At 61.1% G+C, this 19898-nt stretch carries 16 protein-coding genes; all 16 read right to left on the bottom strand.

Annotated elements, in window-relative coordinates:
- Position 1: 1 nt before the first annotated feature.
- The 16 genes from nuoH to ACQRBV_RS18835 all read right to left on the bottom strand — a co-directional run bounded on the left by nuoH (position 2) and on the right by ACQRBV_RS18835 (position 19869).
- Positions 2-1009, bottom strand: a complete 1008-nt coding sequence (gene nuoH, locus ACQRBV_RS18760) for an NADH-quinone oxidoreductase subunit NuoH (RefSeq protein WP_411984389.1) — start codon at positions 1007-1009, stop codon at positions 2-4.
- Entirely contained in the window at positions 1006-3720 is a 2715-nt protein-coding gene (gene nuoG, locus ACQRBV_RS18765) for an NADH-quinone oxidoreductase subunit NuoG (RefSeq protein WP_411984388.1), read from the bottom strand. Before nuoG ends, nuoH begins: the two co-directional genes overlap by 4 nt.
- A 135-nt stretch (positions 3721-3855) precedes the next feature.
- A complete protein-coding gene (gene nuoF / locus ACQRBV_RS18770) occupies positions 3856-5211 on the bottom strand; it encodes an NADH-quinone oxidoreductase subunit NuoF (protein WP_060755667.1) in 1356 nt (451 codons plus the stop codon).
- Positions 5208-5705 carry an NADH-quinone oxidoreductase subunit NuoE gene (nuoE, locus tag ACQRBV_RS18775; RefSeq protein WP_003174721.1) on the bottom strand — a complete coding sequence of 166 codons (498 nt, stop codon included), beginning with the start codon at positions 5703-5705 and terminating at the stop codon, positions 5208-5210. The genes nuoF and nuoE overlap by 4 nt, the downstream gene beginning before the upstream one ends.
- 2 nt (positions 5706-5707) lie before the next feature.
- Positions 5708-7492 carry an NADH-quinone oxidoreductase subunit C/D gene (gene nuoC / locus ACQRBV_RS18780; protein WP_060755666.1) on the bottom strand — a complete coding sequence of 595 codons (1785 nt, stop codon included), beginning with the start codon at positions 7490-7492 and terminating at the stop codon, positions 5708-5710.
- 72 nt (positions 7493-7564) lie between these two features.
- Positions 7565-8239 carry a NuoB/complex I 20 kDa subunit family protein gene (locus ACQRBV_RS18785; protein WP_060755665.1) on the bottom strand — a complete coding sequence of 225 codons (675 nt, stop codon included), beginning with the start codon at positions 8237-8239 and terminating at the stop codon, positions 7565-7567.
- 10 nt (positions 8240-8249) lie between these two features.
- Entirely contained in the window at positions 8250-8663 is a 414-nt protein-coding gene (locus ACQRBV_RS18790) for an NADH-quinone oxidoreductase subunit A (RefSeq protein ID WP_003219575.1), read from the bottom strand.
- A 654-nt stretch (positions 8664-9317) separates the two neighbouring features.
- Positions 9318-10643: an isocitrate lyase gene (gene aceA, locus ACQRBV_RS18795; RefSeq protein ID WP_411984387.1), complete on the bottom strand. Its 1326-nt coding sequence runs from the start codon at positions 10641-10643 to the stop codon at positions 9318-9320.
- Positions 10644-11138: 495 nt separating this feature from the next.
- Entirely contained in the window at positions 11139-11876 is a 738-nt protein-coding gene (locus ACQRBV_RS18800) for a secretin N-terminal domain-containing protein (protein WP_090370261.1), read from the bottom strand.
- A gap of 229 nt (positions 11877-12105) precedes the next feature.
- Positions 12106-12528 carry a GNAT family N-acetyltransferase gene (locus ACQRBV_RS18805; RefSeq protein WP_060755662.1) on the bottom strand — a complete coding sequence of 141 codons (423 nt, stop codon included), beginning with the start codon at positions 12526-12528 and terminating at the stop codon, positions 12106-12108.
- A complete protein-coding gene (locus ACQRBV_RS18810) occupies positions 12521-13687 on the bottom strand; it encodes a cupin domain-containing protein (RefSeq protein ID WP_060755661.1) in 1167 nt (388 codons plus the stop codon). Before ACQRBV_RS18810 ends, ACQRBV_RS18805 begins: the two co-directional genes overlap by 8 nt.
- Positions 13688-13771: 84 nt before the next feature.
- Positions 13772-15142 carry an adenylosuccinate lyase gene (purB, locus tag ACQRBV_RS18815; protein WP_010209589.1) on the bottom strand — a complete coding sequence of 457 codons (1371 nt, stop codon included), beginning with the start codon at positions 15140-15142 and terminating at the stop codon, positions 13772-13774.
- A gap of 123 nt (positions 15143-15265) precedes the next feature.
- Positions 15266-15889: a high frequency lysogenization protein HflD gene (gene hflD, locus ACQRBV_RS18820; RefSeq protein WP_046068637.1), complete on the bottom strand. Its 624-nt coding sequence runs from the start codon at positions 15887-15889 to the stop codon at positions 15266-15268.
- Positions 15886-17010 (bottom strand): tRNA 2-thiouridine(34) synthase MnmA, encoded by a 1125-nt coding sequence (gene mnmA, locus ACQRBV_RS18825; protein WP_411984386.1) that lies wholly within the window; start codon positions 17008-17010, stop codon positions 15886-15888. Before mnmA ends, hflD begins: the two co-directional genes overlap by 4 nt.
- Before the next feature lie 59 nt (positions 17011-17069).
- On the bottom strand, positions 17070-17516 hold the full coding sequence (locus tag ACQRBV_RS18830) for an NUDIX hydrolase (RefSeq protein ID WP_060755659.1): 447 nt from the start codon (positions 17514-17516) through the stop codon (positions 17070-17072).
- A 127-nt stretch (positions 17517-17643) separates the two neighbouring features.
- Entirely contained in the window at positions 17644-19869 is a 2226-nt protein-coding gene (locus ACQRBV_RS18835; RefSeq protein ID WP_411984385.1) for an NADP-dependent isocitrate dehydrogenase, read from the bottom strand.
- Positions 19870-19898: the final 29 nt, after the last annotated feature.

The raw sequence follows: 19898 nt of genomic DNA on the forward strand, positions 1-19898 counted from the left end.
CTCACTGAACCGCGCCGGCTGGCGTGTTCAACAACACAACGGCAGCCGTCACCAGCAAATTGATCAGGGTCAGCGGCAGGCAGAAGCGCCAGCTGAAATCCATCACCTGGTCATAGCGTGGGCGCGGAATGGAAGCGCGCAGCAGGATGAACAACATGATGAAGAACGCGGTCTTCAGGAAGAACCAGAAGAACGCCAACTGCGGCAGGATGCCGAACGGACCGTGCCAGCCGCCGAAGAACAGCGTGACCAGCAGGGCCGAGATCAAGATGATGCCGATGTACTCGCCAACGAAGAACATGCCCCATTTCATGCCGGCGTATTCAATGTGGTAACCGTCGGCCAGTTCCTGCTCCGCTTCAGGCTGGTCGAACGGGTGACGGTGAGTCACGGCGACGCCGGCGATGAAGAAGGTGCAGAAGCCAAAGAACTGCGAAATGATGAACCACAGGTTCTGTGCCTGGTACTCGACGATGTCGCGCATGTTGAACGAGCCGACCTGCACCACGATGCCCATCAGCGCCAGGCCCATGAACACTTCGTAGGACACGGTCTGGGCCGAAGCCCGCAAGCTGCCCAGCAGGGCGAACTTGTTGTTGCTCGACCAACCGGCGAACAGCACCGCATAGACCGACAGGCCGGCCATGGCGAAGAAGAACAGCAAGCCGATGTTCAGGTCCGCCACGCCCCAGGTCGGGGTGATCGGGATGATCGCGAAGGCGATCAGCAAGGCGCTCATGGCCACGACCGGTGCCAGGGTGAAGATCACCTTGTCGGCAAACGGTGGGGTCCAGTCTTCCTTGAAAAACATTTTCAGCATGTCGGCGGCGATCTGGAACATGCCGAACGGGCCAACGCGGTTCGGACCGTAACGGTCCTGCCACCAGCCCAGCAGGCGACGCTCGACGAAGCTGAGCAGGGCGCCCGCGACGACCACGGCCAACAGGATCACGACAGCCTTGAGGACCGCAATGATCACGTCGATCACTTCAGGGGTGAACCAGGTCATTGCGCTGCCTCCTGCAGACCGTCAACGGTTTTGCCAAAGATCGCCGGCGGAATACCGGCGAGGCCTTTAGGCAGTGCAACCAGGCCGGCACCCAACTCATCGTTGATGCGCAGCGGCAGACGCAGGGTCTGGCCGGCCACGTTCAGGCTGAGCAGGGCACCGTCGTTGACGCCCAGGCGATCGGCTTCGGACTTGGCGACCGACACGTAGGCGGCCGGGATACGTTCTTGAACCGGCGCGGCTTTTGAAGAGTTCTCTTCGCTGCCGAACAGGTGGAAGAACGGTACGACCTGCCAGGTGCCCTGGGCCGGGTTGAATGGACGCGGTACGGCAGCGAACCAGTTCAGCGAATCACCGGTGCTTTCGATCAGGCGGGTGCCCGGGTCGCCAGCGCGGATATGACCACCGACTTCATCCTGGAACTTGTTCCAGGCCTGCGGCGAGTTCCAGCCTGGAGACCAGGCAAACGGCACTTGCTGACGCGGCTCGGCCGAACCCGAGTAACCTTCCATGGAGAAGTTGAACGCGGTATCCGGGTCTTGCGGGGTACGCGGTTCGTGCACGCTGATGTTGGCGCGCATGGCGGTACGACCGGAGTAACGCAGCGGTTCGCGGGCCAGTTTCAAGCCTTTGATGCGGAACGCGGCGGATGGCGCGGCATCGACGATACGCGCCAGTTGCGGTGCGCTTGCGGCGGTAGCGGCGGTGACGTGGTCAAGCTGGGTCCAGTCGATCGGCTGGTTCAGCAGGGTCGCGCGCAGGGCATGCAGCCAGCGCCAGCCTTCGTGAACCAGGATGCTGGCGTCCATGTACTTCGGATCGAACACCTGGAAGAAGCGCTGGGCACGGCCTTCCTGGCTGACCAGAGTGCCGTCGCCTTCAGCGAAGGTGGCGGCAGGCAGTACCAGGTCGGCACGTTCGCTGGTAGCGGTCTTCTGGTGGTCGGCAACGATCAACACCTTGGCGGCGTTCAGCGCAGCGTCAACCTTGGCCGCATCGGTGCGGGTGTACAGGTCGTTCTCCAGCACCACGATGGCATCGGCGTTGCCGTCGATGACTGCCTGCAGGGCCGCGTCCACGGACTCGCCACCGAGCATGGCCAGGCCAAGGCTGTTGGCTTCCGGCACGACCAGGCTGATGGAACCGTTCTTGTCACGCAGCTTCAACGCCTTGGCGATGTTGGCCGCGGCTTCGATCAGCGCCTTGGAACCCAGCGAGGTGCCGGCAATGATCAGTGGGCGCTTGGCCGCCAGCAGGGCGTCGGCGATACGCTGGGCCAGTGCAGCGGCCTCAGTGTCCAGGCCTTCGACGGCAGGCGCGCTGGCGTCCAGGGCGTGGGCCACGGCGAAACCGAGGCGGGCCAGGTCGTCCGGTGCGGCATGGACGCATTCTTCGGCGATGTCGTCGAGTTTGGTTTCAGCCAGGCTTGCGATAAACAGCGGGTTCAGCGCGTGCTGGCCGATGTTCTTCACCGCGGCGTCGAGCCAAGGCTGCACGCGCATGGCGTCGGCCATGGCTTCGGCCTTGCCTTTGACCGACTGGCGCAGGGACAGGGCGATACGCGCAGCGGTCTGGGTCAGGTCTTCACCGAGCACGAAGATCGCGTCGTGGTCTTCGATGTCGCGCATGTTCGGTACCGGCAGCGGGCTGTCGTTCAGCACCTGCAGGACCAGGCGGATGCGCTCCAGCTCAGCGGCTTCGATACCGGAGTAGAAGTGCTCGGCGCCGACCAGTTCGCGCAACGCGAAGTTGCTCTCCAGGCTGGCGCGGGGCGAACCGATCCCGACGATGTTGCGACCGCGCAGCAGGTCGGCGGCTTTATCCAGCGCTTCGTCCAGGCTCAGCTTGGCGCCACCGGCCAACAGTGGCTGGCGCGGACGGTCTTCGCGGTTGACGTAGCCGTAGCCGAAACGGCCACGGTCGCACAGGAAGTACTGGTTGACCGAACCGTTGAAGCGGTTTTCGATACGACGCAGTTCACCGTAGCGCTCGCCCGGGGAGATGTTGCAACCGCTGGAGCAGCCATGGCAGATGCTCGGGGCGAACTGCATGTCCCACTTACGGTTGTAACGCTCGGAGTGGGTCTTGTCGGTGAACACACCGGTCGGGCAGACCTCGGTGAGGTTGCCGGAGAACTCGCTTTCGAGCACGCCGTCTTCAACGCGACCGAAGTACACGTTGTCGTGGGCGCCGAATACGCCCAGGTCGGTGCCGCCGGCGTAGTCCTTATAGAAGCGCACGCAACGGTAGCAGGCGATGCAGCGGTTCATTTCGTGGGAAATGAACGGGCCGAGGTCCTGGTTCTGGTGGGTACGCTTGGTGAAGCGATAACGGCGCTCGTTGTGGCCGGTCATCACCGTCATGTCTTGCAGGTGGCAGTGACCGCCTTCCTCACAGACCGGGCAGTCGTGGGGGTGGTTGGTCATCAGCCATTCGACGACGCTGGCGCGGAACGCCTTGGATTCTTCATCGTCGATGGAGATCCAGGTGTTGTCGGTGGCTGGGGTCATGCACGACATGACGATACGACCACGGGTGTCGTTCTCGTCGGTGTACTGCTTGACCGCACACTGGCGACAGGCACCGACGCTACCAAGTGCGGGGTGCCAGCAGAAATACGGAATATCGAGACCGAGTGACAGACAGGCCTGTAACAGGTTGTCCGCCCCATCGACTTCGAGCGCTTTGCCGTCTACGTGGATAGTGGCCATGGTTCAAAGTTCTTCGTTGGCCCGTTGTCAGCGGGCGTGGCTAATGGAATCTTGTTATTCATGTGCATCTACACAGCCATCAAGGCGTCAGCACATGAGAAAGCGAAGGGCACGGACCCCTCGCTTCTTTAAGCGTTACGCGCCGACTACGATCGGCTTCGCCAGAGGCGGGACGGCGGCGCTGACAGGCGCGATGCCGGCTTCGAACTCCGAGCGGAAGTATTTGATTGCGCTGCCCAATGGCTCCACGGCGCCCGGTGCGTGAGCACAGAAGGTCTTGCCTGGGCCGAGGAAACCGACCAGACCCAGCAGGGTCTCGATGTCACCCTCGCGGCCTTCACCTTTTTCCAGGGCCATCAGCAGCTTGACGCTCCACGGCAGGCCGTCGCGGCATGGGGTGCAGAAGCCACAGGATTCACGGGCAAAGAACTGCTCCATGTTGCGCAGCAGCGAGACCATGTTCACGGTGTTGTCCACCGCCATCGCCAGGCCAGTACCCATACGGGTGCCCACCTTGCCGATGCCGCCGGCATACATTTGTGCGTCAAGGTGCTCGGGCAGCAGGAAGCCGGTGCCGGCGCCGCCTGGCTGCCAGGCTTTCAAGGTGTAGCCGTCGCGCATGCCGCCGGCGTAGTCCTCGAATAGCTCGCGGGCGGTGACGCCGAAGGGCAGTTCCCACAGGCCCGGGTTCTTGACCTTGCCGGAGAAGCCCATGAGCTTGGTGCCCATGTCTTCGCTGCCTTCGCGGGCCAGGGATTTGTACCAGTCCACGCCGTCGGCGATGATCGCCGGCACGTTGCACAGGGTCTCGACGTTGTTCACGCACGTCGGCTTGCCCCACACGCCCACGGCGGCAGGGAAGGGCGGCTTGGAGCGCGGGTTGGCGCGGCGGCCTTCGAGGGAGTTGATCAGTGCGGTTTCTTCACCGCAGATATAACGCCCGGCGCCGGTGTGCACGAACAGTTCGAAATCAAAGCCTGAACCGAGGATGTTCTTGCCCAGCAGGCCGGCGGCCTTGGCTTCTTCCACGGCACGGTTGAGGTGCTTGGCGGCGGTGGTGTACTCGCCACGCAGGAAGATGTAGCCACGGTAGGTTTTCAGCGCGCGGGCGCTGATCAGCATGCCTTCGATCAGCAGATGGGGCAGTTGCTCCATCAGCATGCGGTCTTTCCAGGTGTTGGGCTCCATTTCATCCGCGTTGCACAGCAGGTAGCGGATGTTGATGGATTCGTCCTTGGGCATCAGGCCCCACTTCACGCCCGTGGGGAAGCCTGCACCACCGCGACCTTTAAGGCCGGCGTCCTTCACGGTCTGGACGATATCGTCCTGAGCCATGTCGGCGAAGGCCTTGCGCGCAGCGGCGTAGCCATTCTTGGCCTGGTACTCGTCGAACCATACCGGCTCGGCATCGTCACGCAGGCGCCAGGTCAGCGGGTGGGTCTCGGGCGAACGCTTGATCAGGTTGGCCGGGCCGAAAGATGTAAGGGTCATGGGTAGCCCTCAAGCAATTGGGTCACGCCAGCGGGCTGCACGTCACCGAATGTGTCGTCGTCGATCATCAACGCCGGCGCCTTGTCGCAGTTGCCCAGGCAGCACACCGGCAGCAGCGTGAAGCGGCCATCCGGGGTGGTCTGGCCGAGGCCGATGCCCAGCTTGTTCTGGATCTCGCTGACCACGGATTCGTGGCCACCGATGTAGCAGACCATGCTGTCGCACACGCGAATGATGTGGCGGCCCACGGGCTGGCGGAAGATCTGGCTGTAGAACGTGGCCACGCCTTCAACGTCGCTGGCAGGGATGCCGAGGATCTCGCCGATGGCGTAGAGCGCGCCGTCCGGCACCCAGCCACGTTCCTTCTGGACGATCTTCAAGGCTTCGATCGACGCCGCGCGCGGGTCTTCGTAGTGATGCAGCTCGTGCTCGATGGCCGAGCGCTCGGTTTCACTCAAGGTGAAACGGTCTGTCTGGATAAGCGTGCTGTTCATGCTTAGCGGTCCACGTCGGCCATAACGAAATCGATACTACCCAGGTACGCAATCAAGTCCGCGACCATCTCGCCTTTGATCACCGAAGGGATCTGCTGCAAGTGGGCGAAGCTCGGGGTACGGATCCGGGTGCGGTAGCTCATGGTGCCGCCATCGCTCGTCAGGTAATAACTGTTGATACCCTTGGTCGCTTCGATCATCTGGAAGGATTCGTTGGCCGGCATGACCGGGCCCCACGAAACCTGCAGGAAGTGCGTGATCAGGGTTTCGATGTGCTGCAGCGTGCGCTCTTTCGGCGGCGGCGTGGTCAGCGGGTGGTCCGCCTTGTACGGGCCTGCCGGCATGTTGCGCATGCACTGCTCGATGATCTTCAGGCTCTGGCGCATTTCTTCGACGCGCACGATGCAACGGTCGTAGGCATCGCCATTGGCCCCCAGCGGTACTTCGAATTCGAAGTTCTCGTAGCCGGAGTACGGGCGCGCTTTACGCAGGTCGAAATCGCAGCCGGTGGAACGCAGGCCCGCACCGGTGACACCCCATTCCAGGGCCTCTTTGGTGTTGTACTGGGCGACGCCGATGGTACGGCCCTTGAGGATGCTGTTGTCCAGCGCAGCCTTTTGGTACTCGTCCAGACGCTTGGGCATCCACTCGACGAATTCCTTGACCAGGCGCTCCCAGCCGTTCGGCAGGTCGTGGGCAACACCGCCGATGCGATACCAGGCCGGGTGCAGGCGGAAACCGGTGACGGCTTCGATGACCTTGTAGGCGCGCTGGCGGTCGGTAAAGGTGAAGAACACCGGGGTCATGGCACCGACGTCCTGGATATAGGTACCCAGGAACAGCAGGTGGCTGGTGATCCGGAAGAACTCGGCCATCATGATGCGGATGGTGTCGACGCGGTCCGGCACCTTGATACCGGCCAGCTTCTCGACCGAGAGCACGTACGGCAGGTTGTTCATCACGCCGCCGAGGTAGTCGATACGGTCGGTGTACGGGATGAAACTGTGCCACGACTGGCGTTCAGCCATCTTCTCGGCACCGCGGTGGTGGTAGCCGATGTCCGGCACGCAGTCGACGATTTCTTCGCCGTCCAGTTGCAGGATGATACGGAAGGCACCGTGCGCCGAAGGGTGGTTCGGGCCCAGGTTGAGGAACATGTAGTCCTCGTTGGTGCCGGAACGCTTCATGCCCCAGTCTTCCGGACGGAAGCGGGCAGCCTCTTCTTCAAGCTGTTGCTTGGCCAGGTTGAGGCTGAACGGGTCGAATTCGGTCGCGCGGGCAGGGAAGTCCTTGCGCAGCGGGTGACCTTCCCAGGTTGGCGGCATCATGATGCGCGACAGGTGCGGGTGGCCCGGGAAGTCGATGCCGAACATGTCCCAGACTTCACGCTCGTACCAGCTGGCGTTCGGCCAGATACCGGTTACGGTCGGGATGCTCAGGTCAGTTTCAGACAGCGCGACCTTGATCATCACATCGCTGTTACGTTCCAGCGACATCAGGTGGTAGAACACGGTGAAATCGGCGCCGCTCGGCAGCCCTTGGCGCTTGGTGCGCAGACGCTCGTCCACGCCATGCAGGTCATAGAGCATGACGTACGGCTTGGGCAGGTTGCGCAGGAAGGTCAGGACTTCGACGAGCTTGGCACGCGCCACCCACAGCACCGGCATGCCGGTGCGCGTGGCCTGGGCGGTGAAGGCGTCAGGGCCGAAACGGTTGTTGAGTTCGACGACCACATCCTGGTCGTCTGCCTTGTAAGGCGGGATATACAGAGCACTGCCTGTAGTCATGGTTTTTTATCGCTTTCGGTCAACGTAAAGAATGAAGCCAGGTTTTCGTTCTATAAAAGAAGCGGTGCTGGATCAGACTTCGTCAGGGCTGCGCAGGTTGGTGACTGCGATTCGCTGTTCGCGGCGCTGTTCCTTTTGAGACGGCATCTCGGCGCGATAGACGCCTTGTTCACCGACGACCCAGGACAGTGGGCGACGCTCCTTGCCGATCGATTCCTGCAACAGCATCAAGCCTTGCAGGAACGCTTCAGGGCGAGGCGGGCAGCCAGGCACGTAGACGTCCACGGGCAGGAACTTGTCCACCCCCTGGACAACGGAGTAGATGTCGTACATGCCACCGGAGTTGGCGCACGAACCCATGGAGATAACCCATTTCGGTTCGAGCATTTGCTCGTAGAGACGCTGGATGATCGGCGCCATCTTGATGAAGCAGGTGCCGGCGATAACCATGAAGTCCGCCTGGCGCGGCGATGCCCGGATAACTTCGGCGCCGAAGCGCGCGATGTCGTGGGGCGCCGTGAAGGCGGTGGTCATTTCCACGTAGCAGCACGAAAGACCGAAGTTGTACGGCCACAGGGAGTTCTTACGCCCCCAGTTGACCGCGCCACTCAGCACGTCTTCCAGCTTGCCCATGTAGATGTTTTTGTGGACTTGGTCTTCTAACGGGTCGGAAACGGTTTCCCGTTCGCCGATGGGGTACTGCTCGTTAGGAGCATCCGGGTCGATCCTGGTGAGATTGTATTGCATCGCCAAAGCCTCATTGTTTCAGCTTCGCTTGCCGCTTACGACGAGCTTCCGGAGCCCAGTCAAGGGCGCCCACTCGGAATAGGTAGACAAGGCCTGCCAACAGAATTGCTATGAAAACGAGGGCTTCGACGAATCCGGTCCAGCCGCTTTCGCGGACGGACACAGACCAGGCAAAGAGAAAGAGGGCTTCGATATCGAAGATCACGAACAGCATCGCGACCAGATAGAATTTGGCTGAGAGCCGCAAGCGGGCGCCACCTGTAGGCAGCATGCCGGACTCGAACGGTTCATTCTTGCTGCGGCCCCAGGCTTTTGACCCGAGGAGGCTGGAAACACCGAGCATGAAGGCGCAAAGGCCGACAACACCGAGGAGGAAAATGGCAAAGCCCCAGTTGTGGGCCATGAGTCCTGTCGCTTCGGTCATGCTGGAAATCCTTAACAGAGAGCAAAGGTCTCTGAGCTCGAAAAAGTAACGATGCAGTGACGATATGTCGCACTGCAATCAATCGCGGTGATTTTATGGCTAAACACCGGGCAAGTAAAATTCCGATAGCGAAATTATTCGATGGAATAAGCACATAGTGCACCTTTGTGGGGCTGTAGCCCTTGCGGGGCGGGGATTAGCCGGCTTTTCACCAATTATGTTTTGTTTTAGCTGTAAAGAAGTTCGCATGCTCTAAATGATAATGAATATTGTTTGGGTGGGTTTTAAGCGGGTGTTTGTGTTGGGGCGGGGAAGTTGCCGTTACTTGCTTGAGTGCCGCTTAGTTGCCTGAACGGATCGTTATAACCGACCAGGCTTGCGCAGATACCGCCCTGGATCAATGTTTTGCGCAAAATCTGCACAAAACCTGCATTCCCTGTGGGAGGGGGCTTGCTCCCGATTGCGGGGTGTCAGTCGACACTTCTGAGGCTGATCCAGCGCCGTCGGGAGCAAGCCCCCTCCCACAATGTGATCTTCATGGTGTCGGGAGGGGGGGGCAGGCAAAAAAAACGCCCCGAACCAGTCGGGGCGTGATTGTTTTGCGGCATTGCGGTTAGGTCTTCCATGCGGCCGCAATGGCCGTTTGCTCGGTGCTTAGTGGAACTGCTCTTCTTCGGTCGAACCGGTCAGCGCGGTCACGGACGAGGTGCCGCCCTGGATCACGGTGGTCATGTCGTCGAAGTAGCCGGTGCCCACTTCCTGCTGGTGCGCCACGAAGGTGTAGCCTTTGGCGGCGTCAGCGAACTCCTGCTCCTGCAGCTTCACGTAGGCGGTCATGTCGTTGCGGGCGTAGTCGTGCGCCAGGTTGAACATGCTGTGCCACATGTTGTGAATGCCGGCCAGGGTGATGAACTGGTGCTTGTAGCCCATGGCTGACAGTTCGCGCTGGAACTTGGCGATGGTTGCGTCGTCCAGGTTCTTCTTCCAGTTGAAAGAAGGCGAGCAGTTGTAGGACAGCAGTTGGTCCGGGTATTCCTTCTTGATCGCTTCGGCGAAACGACGGGCTTCTTCCAGGTCAGGCTTGGCGGTTTCGCACCAGATCAGGTCGGCATACGGCGCATAGGCCAGGCCGCGGGCAATGGCCTGGTCGAGGCCGGCGCGTACTTTGTAGAAACCTTCCTGGGTGCGCTCGCCAGTGACGAACGGCATGTCGTACGGGTCGCAGTCCGAGGTCAGCAAATCGGCGGCGTTGGCATCGGTGCGCGCCAGGATGATGGTTGGCGTGCCGGCGACGTCAGCGGCCAGGCGCGCAGCGGTCAGCTTCTGTACGGCTTCCTGGGTCGGTACCAGCACCTTGCCACCCATGTGGCCGCATTTCTTCACCGAAGCCAGTTGGTCTTCGAAGTGCACGCCGGCCGCGCCGGCCTCGATCATGCTCTTCATCAGCTCGTAGGCGTTCAGTACGCCGCCGAAACCGGCTTCAGCGTCGGCCACGATCGGTGCGAAGTAGTCGATGTAGCCTTCGTCGCCCGGGTTCTTGCCGGCTTTCCACTGGATCTGGTCGGCACGACGGAACGAGTTGTTGATGCGCTTGACCACGGTCGGCACCGAGTCTACCGGGTACAGCGATTGGTCGGGGTACATGGATTCAGCGGAGTTGTTGTCCGCTGCCACTTGCCAGCCGGACAGGTAGATCGCCTGGATACCGGCTTTTACCTGTTGGACTGCCTGGCCGCCAGTGAGGGCGCCCATGCAGTTGACGAAATCTTTGTCGGGACGGAAGGAAGGCTTGGCACCTTGGGTGACCAGCTTCCACAGCTTCTCGGCGCCGAGTTTTGCAAAGGTGTGCTCAGGTTGAACCGAGCCACGCAGGCGGACGACGTCAGCAGCGGAATAAGCGCGGGTTACGCCTTTCCAGCGTGGGTTTTCAGCCCAGTCTTTTTCAAGGGCTGCAATTTGCTGTTCGCGTGTCAGTGCCATGGGGAAAAACCTCGTCGCATAGGTCTAGGTGGAAAATTCCATTTGCCAGCCACGTAGTAAGTGCGTGGTTTTGGCTGCTCGCTGACCAGAAGCTCAGGTGGTCAAGCCGGGCTTGGCGGGGAAGGCGACGGGATGAACGATTGGCTCAAGGGTGGAATTGAGCAGGTAGGGGCAAACTGCGAACGGTCTTCGGGCGTCGTGGGCCTTGGTACGATCCATCAGTGTGTAGCCGGGTTACCTGGTTGGCTTCCGTCCCTCGGGACAACTTCGTTCCAGTCGCAACCTCGTCAAACACACCTTGTGGGCGGTACAGACACGAATCGGCTCGGGTGGGTAGCTTGGAGCGGCGATCCGAAGGCCCTTGCCAGGGCCCCTGATTAGCGGGAGCGAGGCCATCATGCCCAGGCTTTTTTCGATCGTCAAATGTTTTGTAGTGCTTTTTTTCAAGCACTACATCTTTGGTCTAATACGACTCATCAGTCAGTTTCCGGTGCTTCAGTTCAGGGTGTCGACCTTGACCCGTAAAGTCAGGTCATCGCGGCCCTGGGTAGAGTAGCTGCGGGTTGTGGAGGATTTGTCGGCCTGGGTCTCGCGATTGATGCCGGCCAGGGGGATCCACTCGCCCAGGCGCCCGCTGACGGTTGTGTCGGTGCTCTGGACGTTCACTACATCGGGACGTTCCTGGCTCATGCGGTCACGGTTGGTACTGATGCTCAGGTGTACGGTCTCGCCGGTGACGCTGGCGGTGACGTAAAAGCCCTGGGTGACGTTGCGATACTGGGTCTGGTTTTGCAGGCGGCCGTAGCTGTCTTGCTGGGTGGTGGTCAGCGGAACGCTCTGACCGACCTGGATCAACGCGGGCACGCCTTCGCTCGCCTGGATCTGCTGGACACCGCCGTCGCGGCTGGCAGTGCCGTAGCTGATGATGCGAGTCTGGCTGTCGCCAGTGTTTTGCTGATTGTTTTCGTTGGTATCGACGGTGATCAGCAGGCGTTTGGCGGGCGTGTCCAATTGCGCGAGCAGTGCGCGCAGGTCCTGGATCTTGCCGGGGTCGGCCTTGACGATAAGCTGGTTCCCGTAGGCGCTGACGCTGCCGTCCTTGCCGATGAAATTCTGCGCCACGGGCAGGAGGTCGGCGCTGGTGCGATTGCTCAGGTTGACGACTTCGGTGTCGGCCACGGCCGGGGCGCTGGCGGCCAGGAGGAGTGCGATGAGCAGGGTGCGTAGGGACATGTCCGTTATCTCTGCGAGTCAATTAGGCGTGATAGTGCCAGTTTGTCGGCCCGGCAGGCCGCAAATTGAATCGTAGACGGCAAAATGCCCTGGCAGGGCAGGGTATTGCTGGTGTCGCTGAAATAGCCATCGGGAGCAAGCCCCCTCCCACACTTGACCGAGTCATTCTTTGGAACGCGGTCAAAATGTGGGAGGGGCTTGCTCCCGATGGCAGCGACTCGATCCTGAATCAGCCCTCACGCACCATATCAACATGCGGAATCCCGACTTCCAGGAATTCTTCGCTGACGATCTTGAAGCCCAGCCGCTCATAGAACGGCGCGGCATAGACCTGTGCGCTGAGGAACTGCTTGCGCTGGCCGCGTTGCTCGGCCGCACCGATCACGGCTTCCATCAGCTTGTCGCCGACTTTAAGCCCGCGCCAGTCCTTGAGCACCGATACGCGCCCGATTTCGCCGCTGGGCAGCAGGCGGGCGGTACCGATCGGAAAGTCGCCCTCGAATGCCAGGAAATGCACCGCGCCGGCGTCGTCGGCGTCCCATTCAAGCTCAGGTGGAACCGATTGTTCGGCGATAAATACCGCTTCACGAATGCGCCGAATCTCAGCGATATCCTTTTGCCAGTCCGCGACACTTACGTGAATCTTATTCATCGGCAAACCCCAGGCTTCCTTGCTTGACCAGTTCGCACAGCAGGTCGCGACCGTCTTCGTCGGCGAGCCATTCGCCGAGGTTTTCGCTGTGCAGTGCGTCAGCCGAGCACACCAGCTTCAGCAGTTCGCGCAGTTTACCCGGCAGGTAACGGCTCTGGCCGCTGGCAAACAGCAGCACATCGTCGTCGACTTCGGACCAGGCCAGGCGCGCACTCGGGTTGCGTACCAAAATCGCACCGTCTTGAAGGGCGTTGATAAAGTCATCTTCACCCAAGTCCTCACCGGCGACCAGTTCCGGGTAGCGTGGCTCGGTCATGAACTGGCCGAACCAGGTCAGCAGCATGCGCTCGTCGCTCATGTGCTCGGCCAGCAGGCTCTTGAGGCGGTCCAGTGCGTCGCCCTGGATCTGGTGCGGGTCGCTGACCGGTTGGGCGTCGGCGTCGGTGTAGCGCTCTTCGTCAGTCAGGTATTGGCTGAGGAAGTCGGTGAAGTGGGTCAGCACTTCGGCGGCGCTCGGGGCGCGGAAGCCTACGGAATAGGTCATGCAGTCATCTTCGGCAATGCCGAAATGCGCCAGGCGGGGTGGCAGGTAGAGCATGTCGCCCGGCTCCAGTACCCATTCGGCGCTCTCTTCGAATTCGGCGAGGATGCGCAGGTCGGCGTGTTGCAACAGCGCGCTTTCGGAGCTGCACATCTGGCCGATCTTCCAGTTGCGCTTGCCTTGGGCTTGCAGCAGGAACACGTCGTAGTTATCGAAATGCGGGCCTACGCTGCCTCCCGGTGCAGCAAAGCTGATCATCACATCGTCGATGCGCCAGCTTGGCAGGAAACGGAATTGTTCCAGCAGCTCGGCCACTTCCGGCACGAACTGGTCAACGGCCTGCACCAGCAGGGTCCATTCGCGTTCAGGCAAGGTGCTGAAAGCATCTTCGGCGAACGGGCCGCGACGCAGTTCCCACGGGCGTTCGCCGTGTTCGATTACCAGGCGCGACTCGACTTCTTCTTCCAGGGCCAGGCCGGCCAGTTCGTCGGCGTCGATCGGGCTTTCGAAATCAGGGATGGCCTGGCGGATCAGCAGCGGTTTTTTCTGCCAGTAGTCGCGCAGGAATTCCCGTGCCGTGATGCCGCCCAGAAGTTGAAGAGGGATATCAGGATTCATGTGTAACCTATTGAAAAAAAGCACTTTTCAGACTGGAATAAAAACGCCCGGCGCGGCCGGGCGTCTCAAAGGGTCTTGCTATGATCAGATACGCTTGGCTTGCTCTACAGCGTTGCCGATGTAGTTGGCCGGAGTGAGCAGCTTCAGCTCGGCCTTGGCGGCGGCAGGCATGTCCAGGCCGTCGATGAAAGTTTGCAGCGCTTCGGGGCTGATGCCCTTGCCGCGCGTCAACTCCTTGAGCTTCTCGTAAGGGTTTTCGATGTTGTAGCGGCGCATCACGGTCTGGATCGGCTCGGCCAGGACTTCCCAGCAAGCGTCCAGGTCGGCGGCAATTTTCTGCTCGTTGAGCTCCAGCTTGCTGATGCCCTTGAGGCTGGCTTCGTACGCGATCACGCTGTGCGCGAAACCCACGCCGAGGTTGCGCAGCACGGTGGAGTCGGTCAGGTCGCGCTGCCAGCGGGAGATAGGCAACTTGCTGGCCAGGTGCTGGAACAGGGCGTTGGCGATGCCGAGGTTGCCTTCGGAGTTTTCGAAGTCGATCGGGTTGACCTTGTGCGGCATGGTCGACGAACCGATTTCACCGGCAATGGTGCGCTGCTTGAAGTAGCCCAGGGAGATGTAGCCCCAGATATCGCGATCGAAGTCGATCAGGATGGTGTTGAAGCGTGCAATGGCGTCGAACAGCTCGGCGATGTAGTCGTGCGGTTCGATCTGCGTGGTGTAAGGGTTGAAACCCAGGCCCAGCTCGTCTTCGATGAAGGCGCGGGCATTGGCTTCCCAGTCGATCTCAGGGTAGGCCGACAGGTGGGCGTTGTAGTTGCCTACGGCGCCGTTGATCTTGCCCAGCAACGGTACGGCCGCCACTTGAGCGATCTGGCGCTCCAGGCGGTACACCACGTTGGCCAGTTCTTTGCCCAGGGTGGTCGGCGAAGCCGGTTGGCCGTGGGTACGCGACAGCATCGGCACGTCGGCAAAGCGGATGGCCAGTTCGCGGATGGCGTTGGCGGTCTGGCGCATCAGCGGCAGCATTACGTCATCACGGCCTTCGCGCAGCATCAGGGCGTGGGACAGGTTGTTGATGTCCTCGCTGGTGCAGGCAAAGTGGATGAATTCGCTGACCTGGGCCAGTTCCGGCAGCTTGGCCGCTTGCTCTTTGAGCAAGTACTCGATGGCTTTTACGTCGTGGTTGGTGGTGCGCTCGATCTCTTTGACACGCTCGGCGTGCTCCAGGGAGAAGTTTTCCGCCAGGGTGTTCAATACAGCGTTGGCTTCGGCGGAAAACGCCGGCACTTCGCTGATGGCGGGGTGAGCGGCCAGGCGCTGGAGCCAGCGCACTTCAACCAGAACACGAGCACGGATCAAACCGTATTCGCTGAAAATCGGGCGCAGGGCCTGGGTTTTGCCGGCGTAGCGGCCGTCAACAGGGGAAACCGCAGTGAGCGAAGAGAGCTGCATGGGGTGTTCTCGGACAGTCGGGCAACGAAATGGGGCGCGTATCATACATGAAAAAATCCGCCGGTCCGTCGCCAACTGACCGGCGTATTACGCGTAATGCTTCAAAACTGGGGTTGCTGCGACTTATTCGTTGCGCATCAACGGGTAAAGCTCTTTGAGCAATTTGCGCCGGCTGATCACCAATTGCCAACGATGACCACCCAATTGGCGCCACAGCCGCGCCGAACGAATACCGGCCAGGAGCAGGGCGCGGATCTTCGAGGCGTTGTTCGGTTGCTGCAGGTTGCGCATGTCGCCGTGCACCTGGATGCGCTGACGCAATGTGCTCAAGGTGTCCTGGTACAGCGCGCCACAGGCCGCGATCACGTTTTCGTGGGCCGGGCCGAAGTGTTCCACCTGGGACTGGATCTGCGGCAAGCGTTTGCCGATGGTTTCCAGCATGTCGTCGCGCTTGGCCAACTGGCGCTCCAGGCCCAGCATCGACAGGGCGTAGCGCAGCGGTTCGCGTTGCAGGGTGCTGGGGTCGCGTTCCAGGGCGCCGATCAGTGCGCGATAACCTTCACGCAGCGCCAGGTCATCGCCGCCGTAGACCTCCAGGGTATCCTTGGGGTCGCGGATCAGCAGGCTGCCAAGCATGCAGGTCAGCCCGGCCTCGGTGACCTGGCCGGTCTTGGCGATCTTGTCCACCAGTACCGCGGCGAGGAAAACCCCGCCCAGTGCCGTCAATTGCTCCTGGGTCGGGCTCATGCCGGGCTGCTCCACGCTTCGGCGACTTCAATCACGCCACCGCCCAGGCAGATTTCACCGTCATAGAAGACGACGGACTGGCCGGGGGTGACTGCGCGCTGCGGGTCATCGAAGGTGGCGCGATAGCCGTTGGCGGTTTTTTCCAGGGTGCAGGGCTGGTCGCTCTGGCGATAGCGCACCTTGGCCGTCAGGCGGCGCGGGGTGCTCAGGTCGATCGGGTTGACCCAATAGATCTCGGAGGCCAGCAAGGCGCCGGAGAACAGCAGTGGGTGCTCATTGCCCTGGCCAACGATCAGTTCGTTGTGTTCCAGGTCCTTGACCAGCACGTACCACGGCTCTTCCCCGGCATCTTTCAGCCCGCCGATGCCCAGGCCCTGGCGCTGGCCGATGGTGTGGTACATCAGGCCGTGGTGGCGGCCGATCACTTCACCGTCGGTGGTCTTGATCTCGCCCGGTTGCGCCGGCAGGTATTGCTTGAGGAAGTCGCTGAAGCGGCGCTCGCCAATAAAGCAGATGCCGGTGGAGTCCTTCTTCTTGGCAGTGGCCAGGCCGTGTTTCTCGGCGATCTTGCGCACTTCTGGTTTTTCCAGCTCGCCCACCGGGAACAGGGTCTTGGCGATCTGTTCGCCGCCGACGGCGTGCAGGAAGTAGCTCTGGTCCTTGTTCGGGTCCAGGCCCTTGAGCAGTTCGGTGCGGCCATCGATATCGCGGCGGCGCACGTAGTGGCCAGTAGCGATCAGGTCGGCGCCGAGCATCATGGCGTAGTCGAGGAACGCCTTGAACTTGATTTCACGGTTGCACAGGATGTCCGGGTTCGGCGTGCGGCCGGCCTTGTATTCGGCCAGGAAGTGCTCGAACACGTTGTCCCAGTACTCGGCGGCGAAGTTGGCGGTGTGCAGCTTGATGCCGATCTTGTCGCACACGGCCTGGGCGTCCGCCAGGTCGTCCATGGCGGTGCAATATTCCGTGCCATCGTCTTCTTCCCAGTTCTTCATGAACAGGCCTTCCACCTCATAACCCTGCTCCATGAGCAGAACGGCGGAAACGGAAGAGTCCACGCCGCCGGACATGCCGACGATGACGCGCTTCTTTGGTGTGTCAGAAGGGGCTGAATCACGCATAGGGTTTCAACGGGTGTCTTGAAAAAGGACGCGATTCTAACAGGCTAGCGCGCGCAAGGCTAAAGGGAAGGGCGGATCAATTCGAGACTGTGGCGCTGTCCGGCCAGATAATCATCGATGCAGCGGATGATCAACTCGCTGCGCCAGTCGTCGCGCAAGGCCATCAGCTCGTCGCGGGTCAGCCAGCGGGCGCGGATGATGCCATCGTCGAGTGAATAGTCCGGGTGATGTTTGAGTGCCTTGGCGATGAAGCAGACTCGTTGATAGGTCACGCCATTGCTGGGGGCGGTATACAGGTAGATCCCGACAATACCGGTGGCTTCGACGTCCCAGCCGGTTTCTTCGAGGGTTTCGCGGACGGCGGCCTCGGTCAGGCTCTCATGCGGGTCGAGGTGGCCGGCGGGCTGGTTGAGTACGGCGCGGCCGCCTTTGAGCTCTTCGACCATGAGGAAGCGGCCGTTGTCTTCGACGATGGTGGCGACGGTGATGTGGGGTTGCCAGGTCATGGGAGGCCTCTCGATTCAGAGTGGGAGGGGGCAAGCCCCCTCCCACACAGAGATTGTGTTTCTTCAGTTAAACGCTGGAAACAGAAACCCCGGCACGGGGCCGGGGCTTCTTTGCATCCTTACAACCTTACTTCAACTTGGCAATCGCCGCGTTGAGGGTGTTGCTTGGGCGCATGGCTTTGCTGGTCAGTTCCGGGTTCGGCGCGTAGTAGCCGCCGATATCCACTGGCTTGCCCTGTACTGCGTTGAGCTCGGCAACGATGGTTGCTTCGTTCTCGGCCAGGGTTTTTGCCAGTTCGCCGAACTGCGCTTGCAGTGCAGCGTCTTCGGTCTGGGCGGCCAGGGTTTGTGCCCAGTACAGCGCCAGGTAGAAGTGGCTGCCACGGTTGTCGATGTTGCCGACTTTGCGTGATGGCGACTTGTTGTTGTCGAGGAACTGGCCGGTGGCCTGGTCCAGGGTCTTGGACAATACCAGGGCTTTCGGGTTGTTGTAGGTCACACCCAAATGCTCAAGCGAGGCGGCCAGGGCCAGGAATTCGCCCAGGGAGTCCCAGCGCAGGAAGTTTTCTTCCAGCAGTTGCTGCACGTGTTTTGGTGCCGAGCCGCCGGCGCCGGTTTCGAACAGGCCACCGCCATTCATCAACGGCACGATCGACAGCATCTTGGCGCTGGTGCCCAGTTCCATGATCGGGAACAGGTCAGTCAGGTAGTCGCGCAGTACGTTGCCGGTCACCGAGATGGTGTCCAGGCCCTTGCGGGTACGCTCCAGGGTGAACTTCATCGCGTCGACCGGCGACATGATGCGGATGTCCAGGCCTTCGGTGTTGTGGTCTTTCAGGTAAGCCTGAACTTTCTCGACCACGACGCCGTCGTGTGCACGCTTGGGGTCCAGCCAGAAGATTGCCGGGGTATTGCTGGCACGGGCGCGGTTAACGGCGAGCTTGACCCAATCCTGGATCGGCGCGTCTTTGGTCTGGCACATGCGGAAGATATCGCCGGCCTCGACTTTCTGTTCCATCAGCAGGTTGCCCTTGCTGTCGGTGACGCGAACCACGCCGTCAGCCTTGATCTGGAAGGTCTTGTCGTGGGAGCCGTACTCTTCGGCTTTATTCGCCATCAGGCCAACGTTCGGCACGCTGCCCATGGTGGTCGGGTCGAAGGCGCCATTGGCCTTGCAGTCTTCGATGACGGCCTGGTAGATGGTGGCGTAGCAGCGATCCGGGATCACTGCCTTGGTGTCGTGCAGTTGACCGTCGGTGCCCCACATCTTGCCGGAGTCGCGGATCATGGCCGGCATCGAGGCGTCGACGATCACGTCGCTTGGTACGTGCAGGTTGGTGATGCCTTTGTCGGAGTTGACCATCGCCAGGGAAGGGCGAGCGGCGTAGACCGCCTGAATGTCCGCTTCGATCTGGGCTTGCTGGTCGGCCGGCAGGGTCTTGATGCGGGCGTACAGGTCGCCGATGCCGTTGTTCAGGTTGAAGCCGATCTGCTCGAGCACGGTGGCGTGCTTGGCCAGGGCGTCTTTATAGAACTCGGCAACGATCTGGCCGAACATGATCGGGTCGGAGACCTTCATCATGGTGGCTTTGAGGTGAACCGACAGCAGCACGCCTTGTTTCTTGGCGTCTTCGATCTCGGCGGCGATGAACGAGCGCAGGGCGCTTTTGCTCATCACGGCGGTGTCGATGATCTCGCCGGCTTGCACATTGGTCTTTTCTTTCAGGACGGTGGTGGTGCCGTCTTGGGCAACCAGCGCGATTTTGACGGCGTCAGCGGCCTCGATCTGTACGGCTTTTTCGCTGCCGTAGAAGTCGCCGTTGCTCATGTGCGCAACGTGGGACTTGGAGTCGGCAGCCCAGGCGCCCATTTTGTGCGGGTGCTTGCGTGCGTAGTTCTTGACCGACAGGGGTGCGCGGCGATCGGAGTTGCCTTCGCGCAGGACCGGGTTCACGGCGCTGCCCTTGACCTTGTCGTAACGTGCGCGGGTTTCTTTTTCCGCGTCGGTGGTTACGGTTTCCGGGTAGTCCGGCAGGGCATAGCCCTGGGCCTGCAGTTCCTTGATCGCGGCTTGCAGCTGCGGGGTCGAGGCGCTGATGTTAGGCAGCTTGATGATGTTGGCTTCAGGCGTAACGGCCAGGGCGCCCAGTTCGGCGAGGTGGTCCGGGACGGCCTTGGTGCCCAGTTGCTCGGGGAAGCTTGCCAGGATGCGCGCGGCCAGGGAGATGTCGCGGGTTTCCACGGCAATATCAGCGGAAGCGGTGAAGGCCTCTACGATAGGCAGCAGTGAATAGGTGGCGAGGGCAGGGGCTTCGTCGGTGAAGGTGTAGATGATCTTCGAGCGGGTGGGCATATTCGGATTAACTCTCTTCTTTGCTGAAA

Origin of the sequence: Pseudomonas sp. R11F, from assembly GCF_050312575.1 — a bacterium.
GTDB classification, from domain to species: domain Bacteria; phylum Pseudomonadota; class Gammaproteobacteria; order Pseudomonadales; family Pseudomonadaceae; genus Aquipseudomonas; species Aquipseudomonas palleroniana.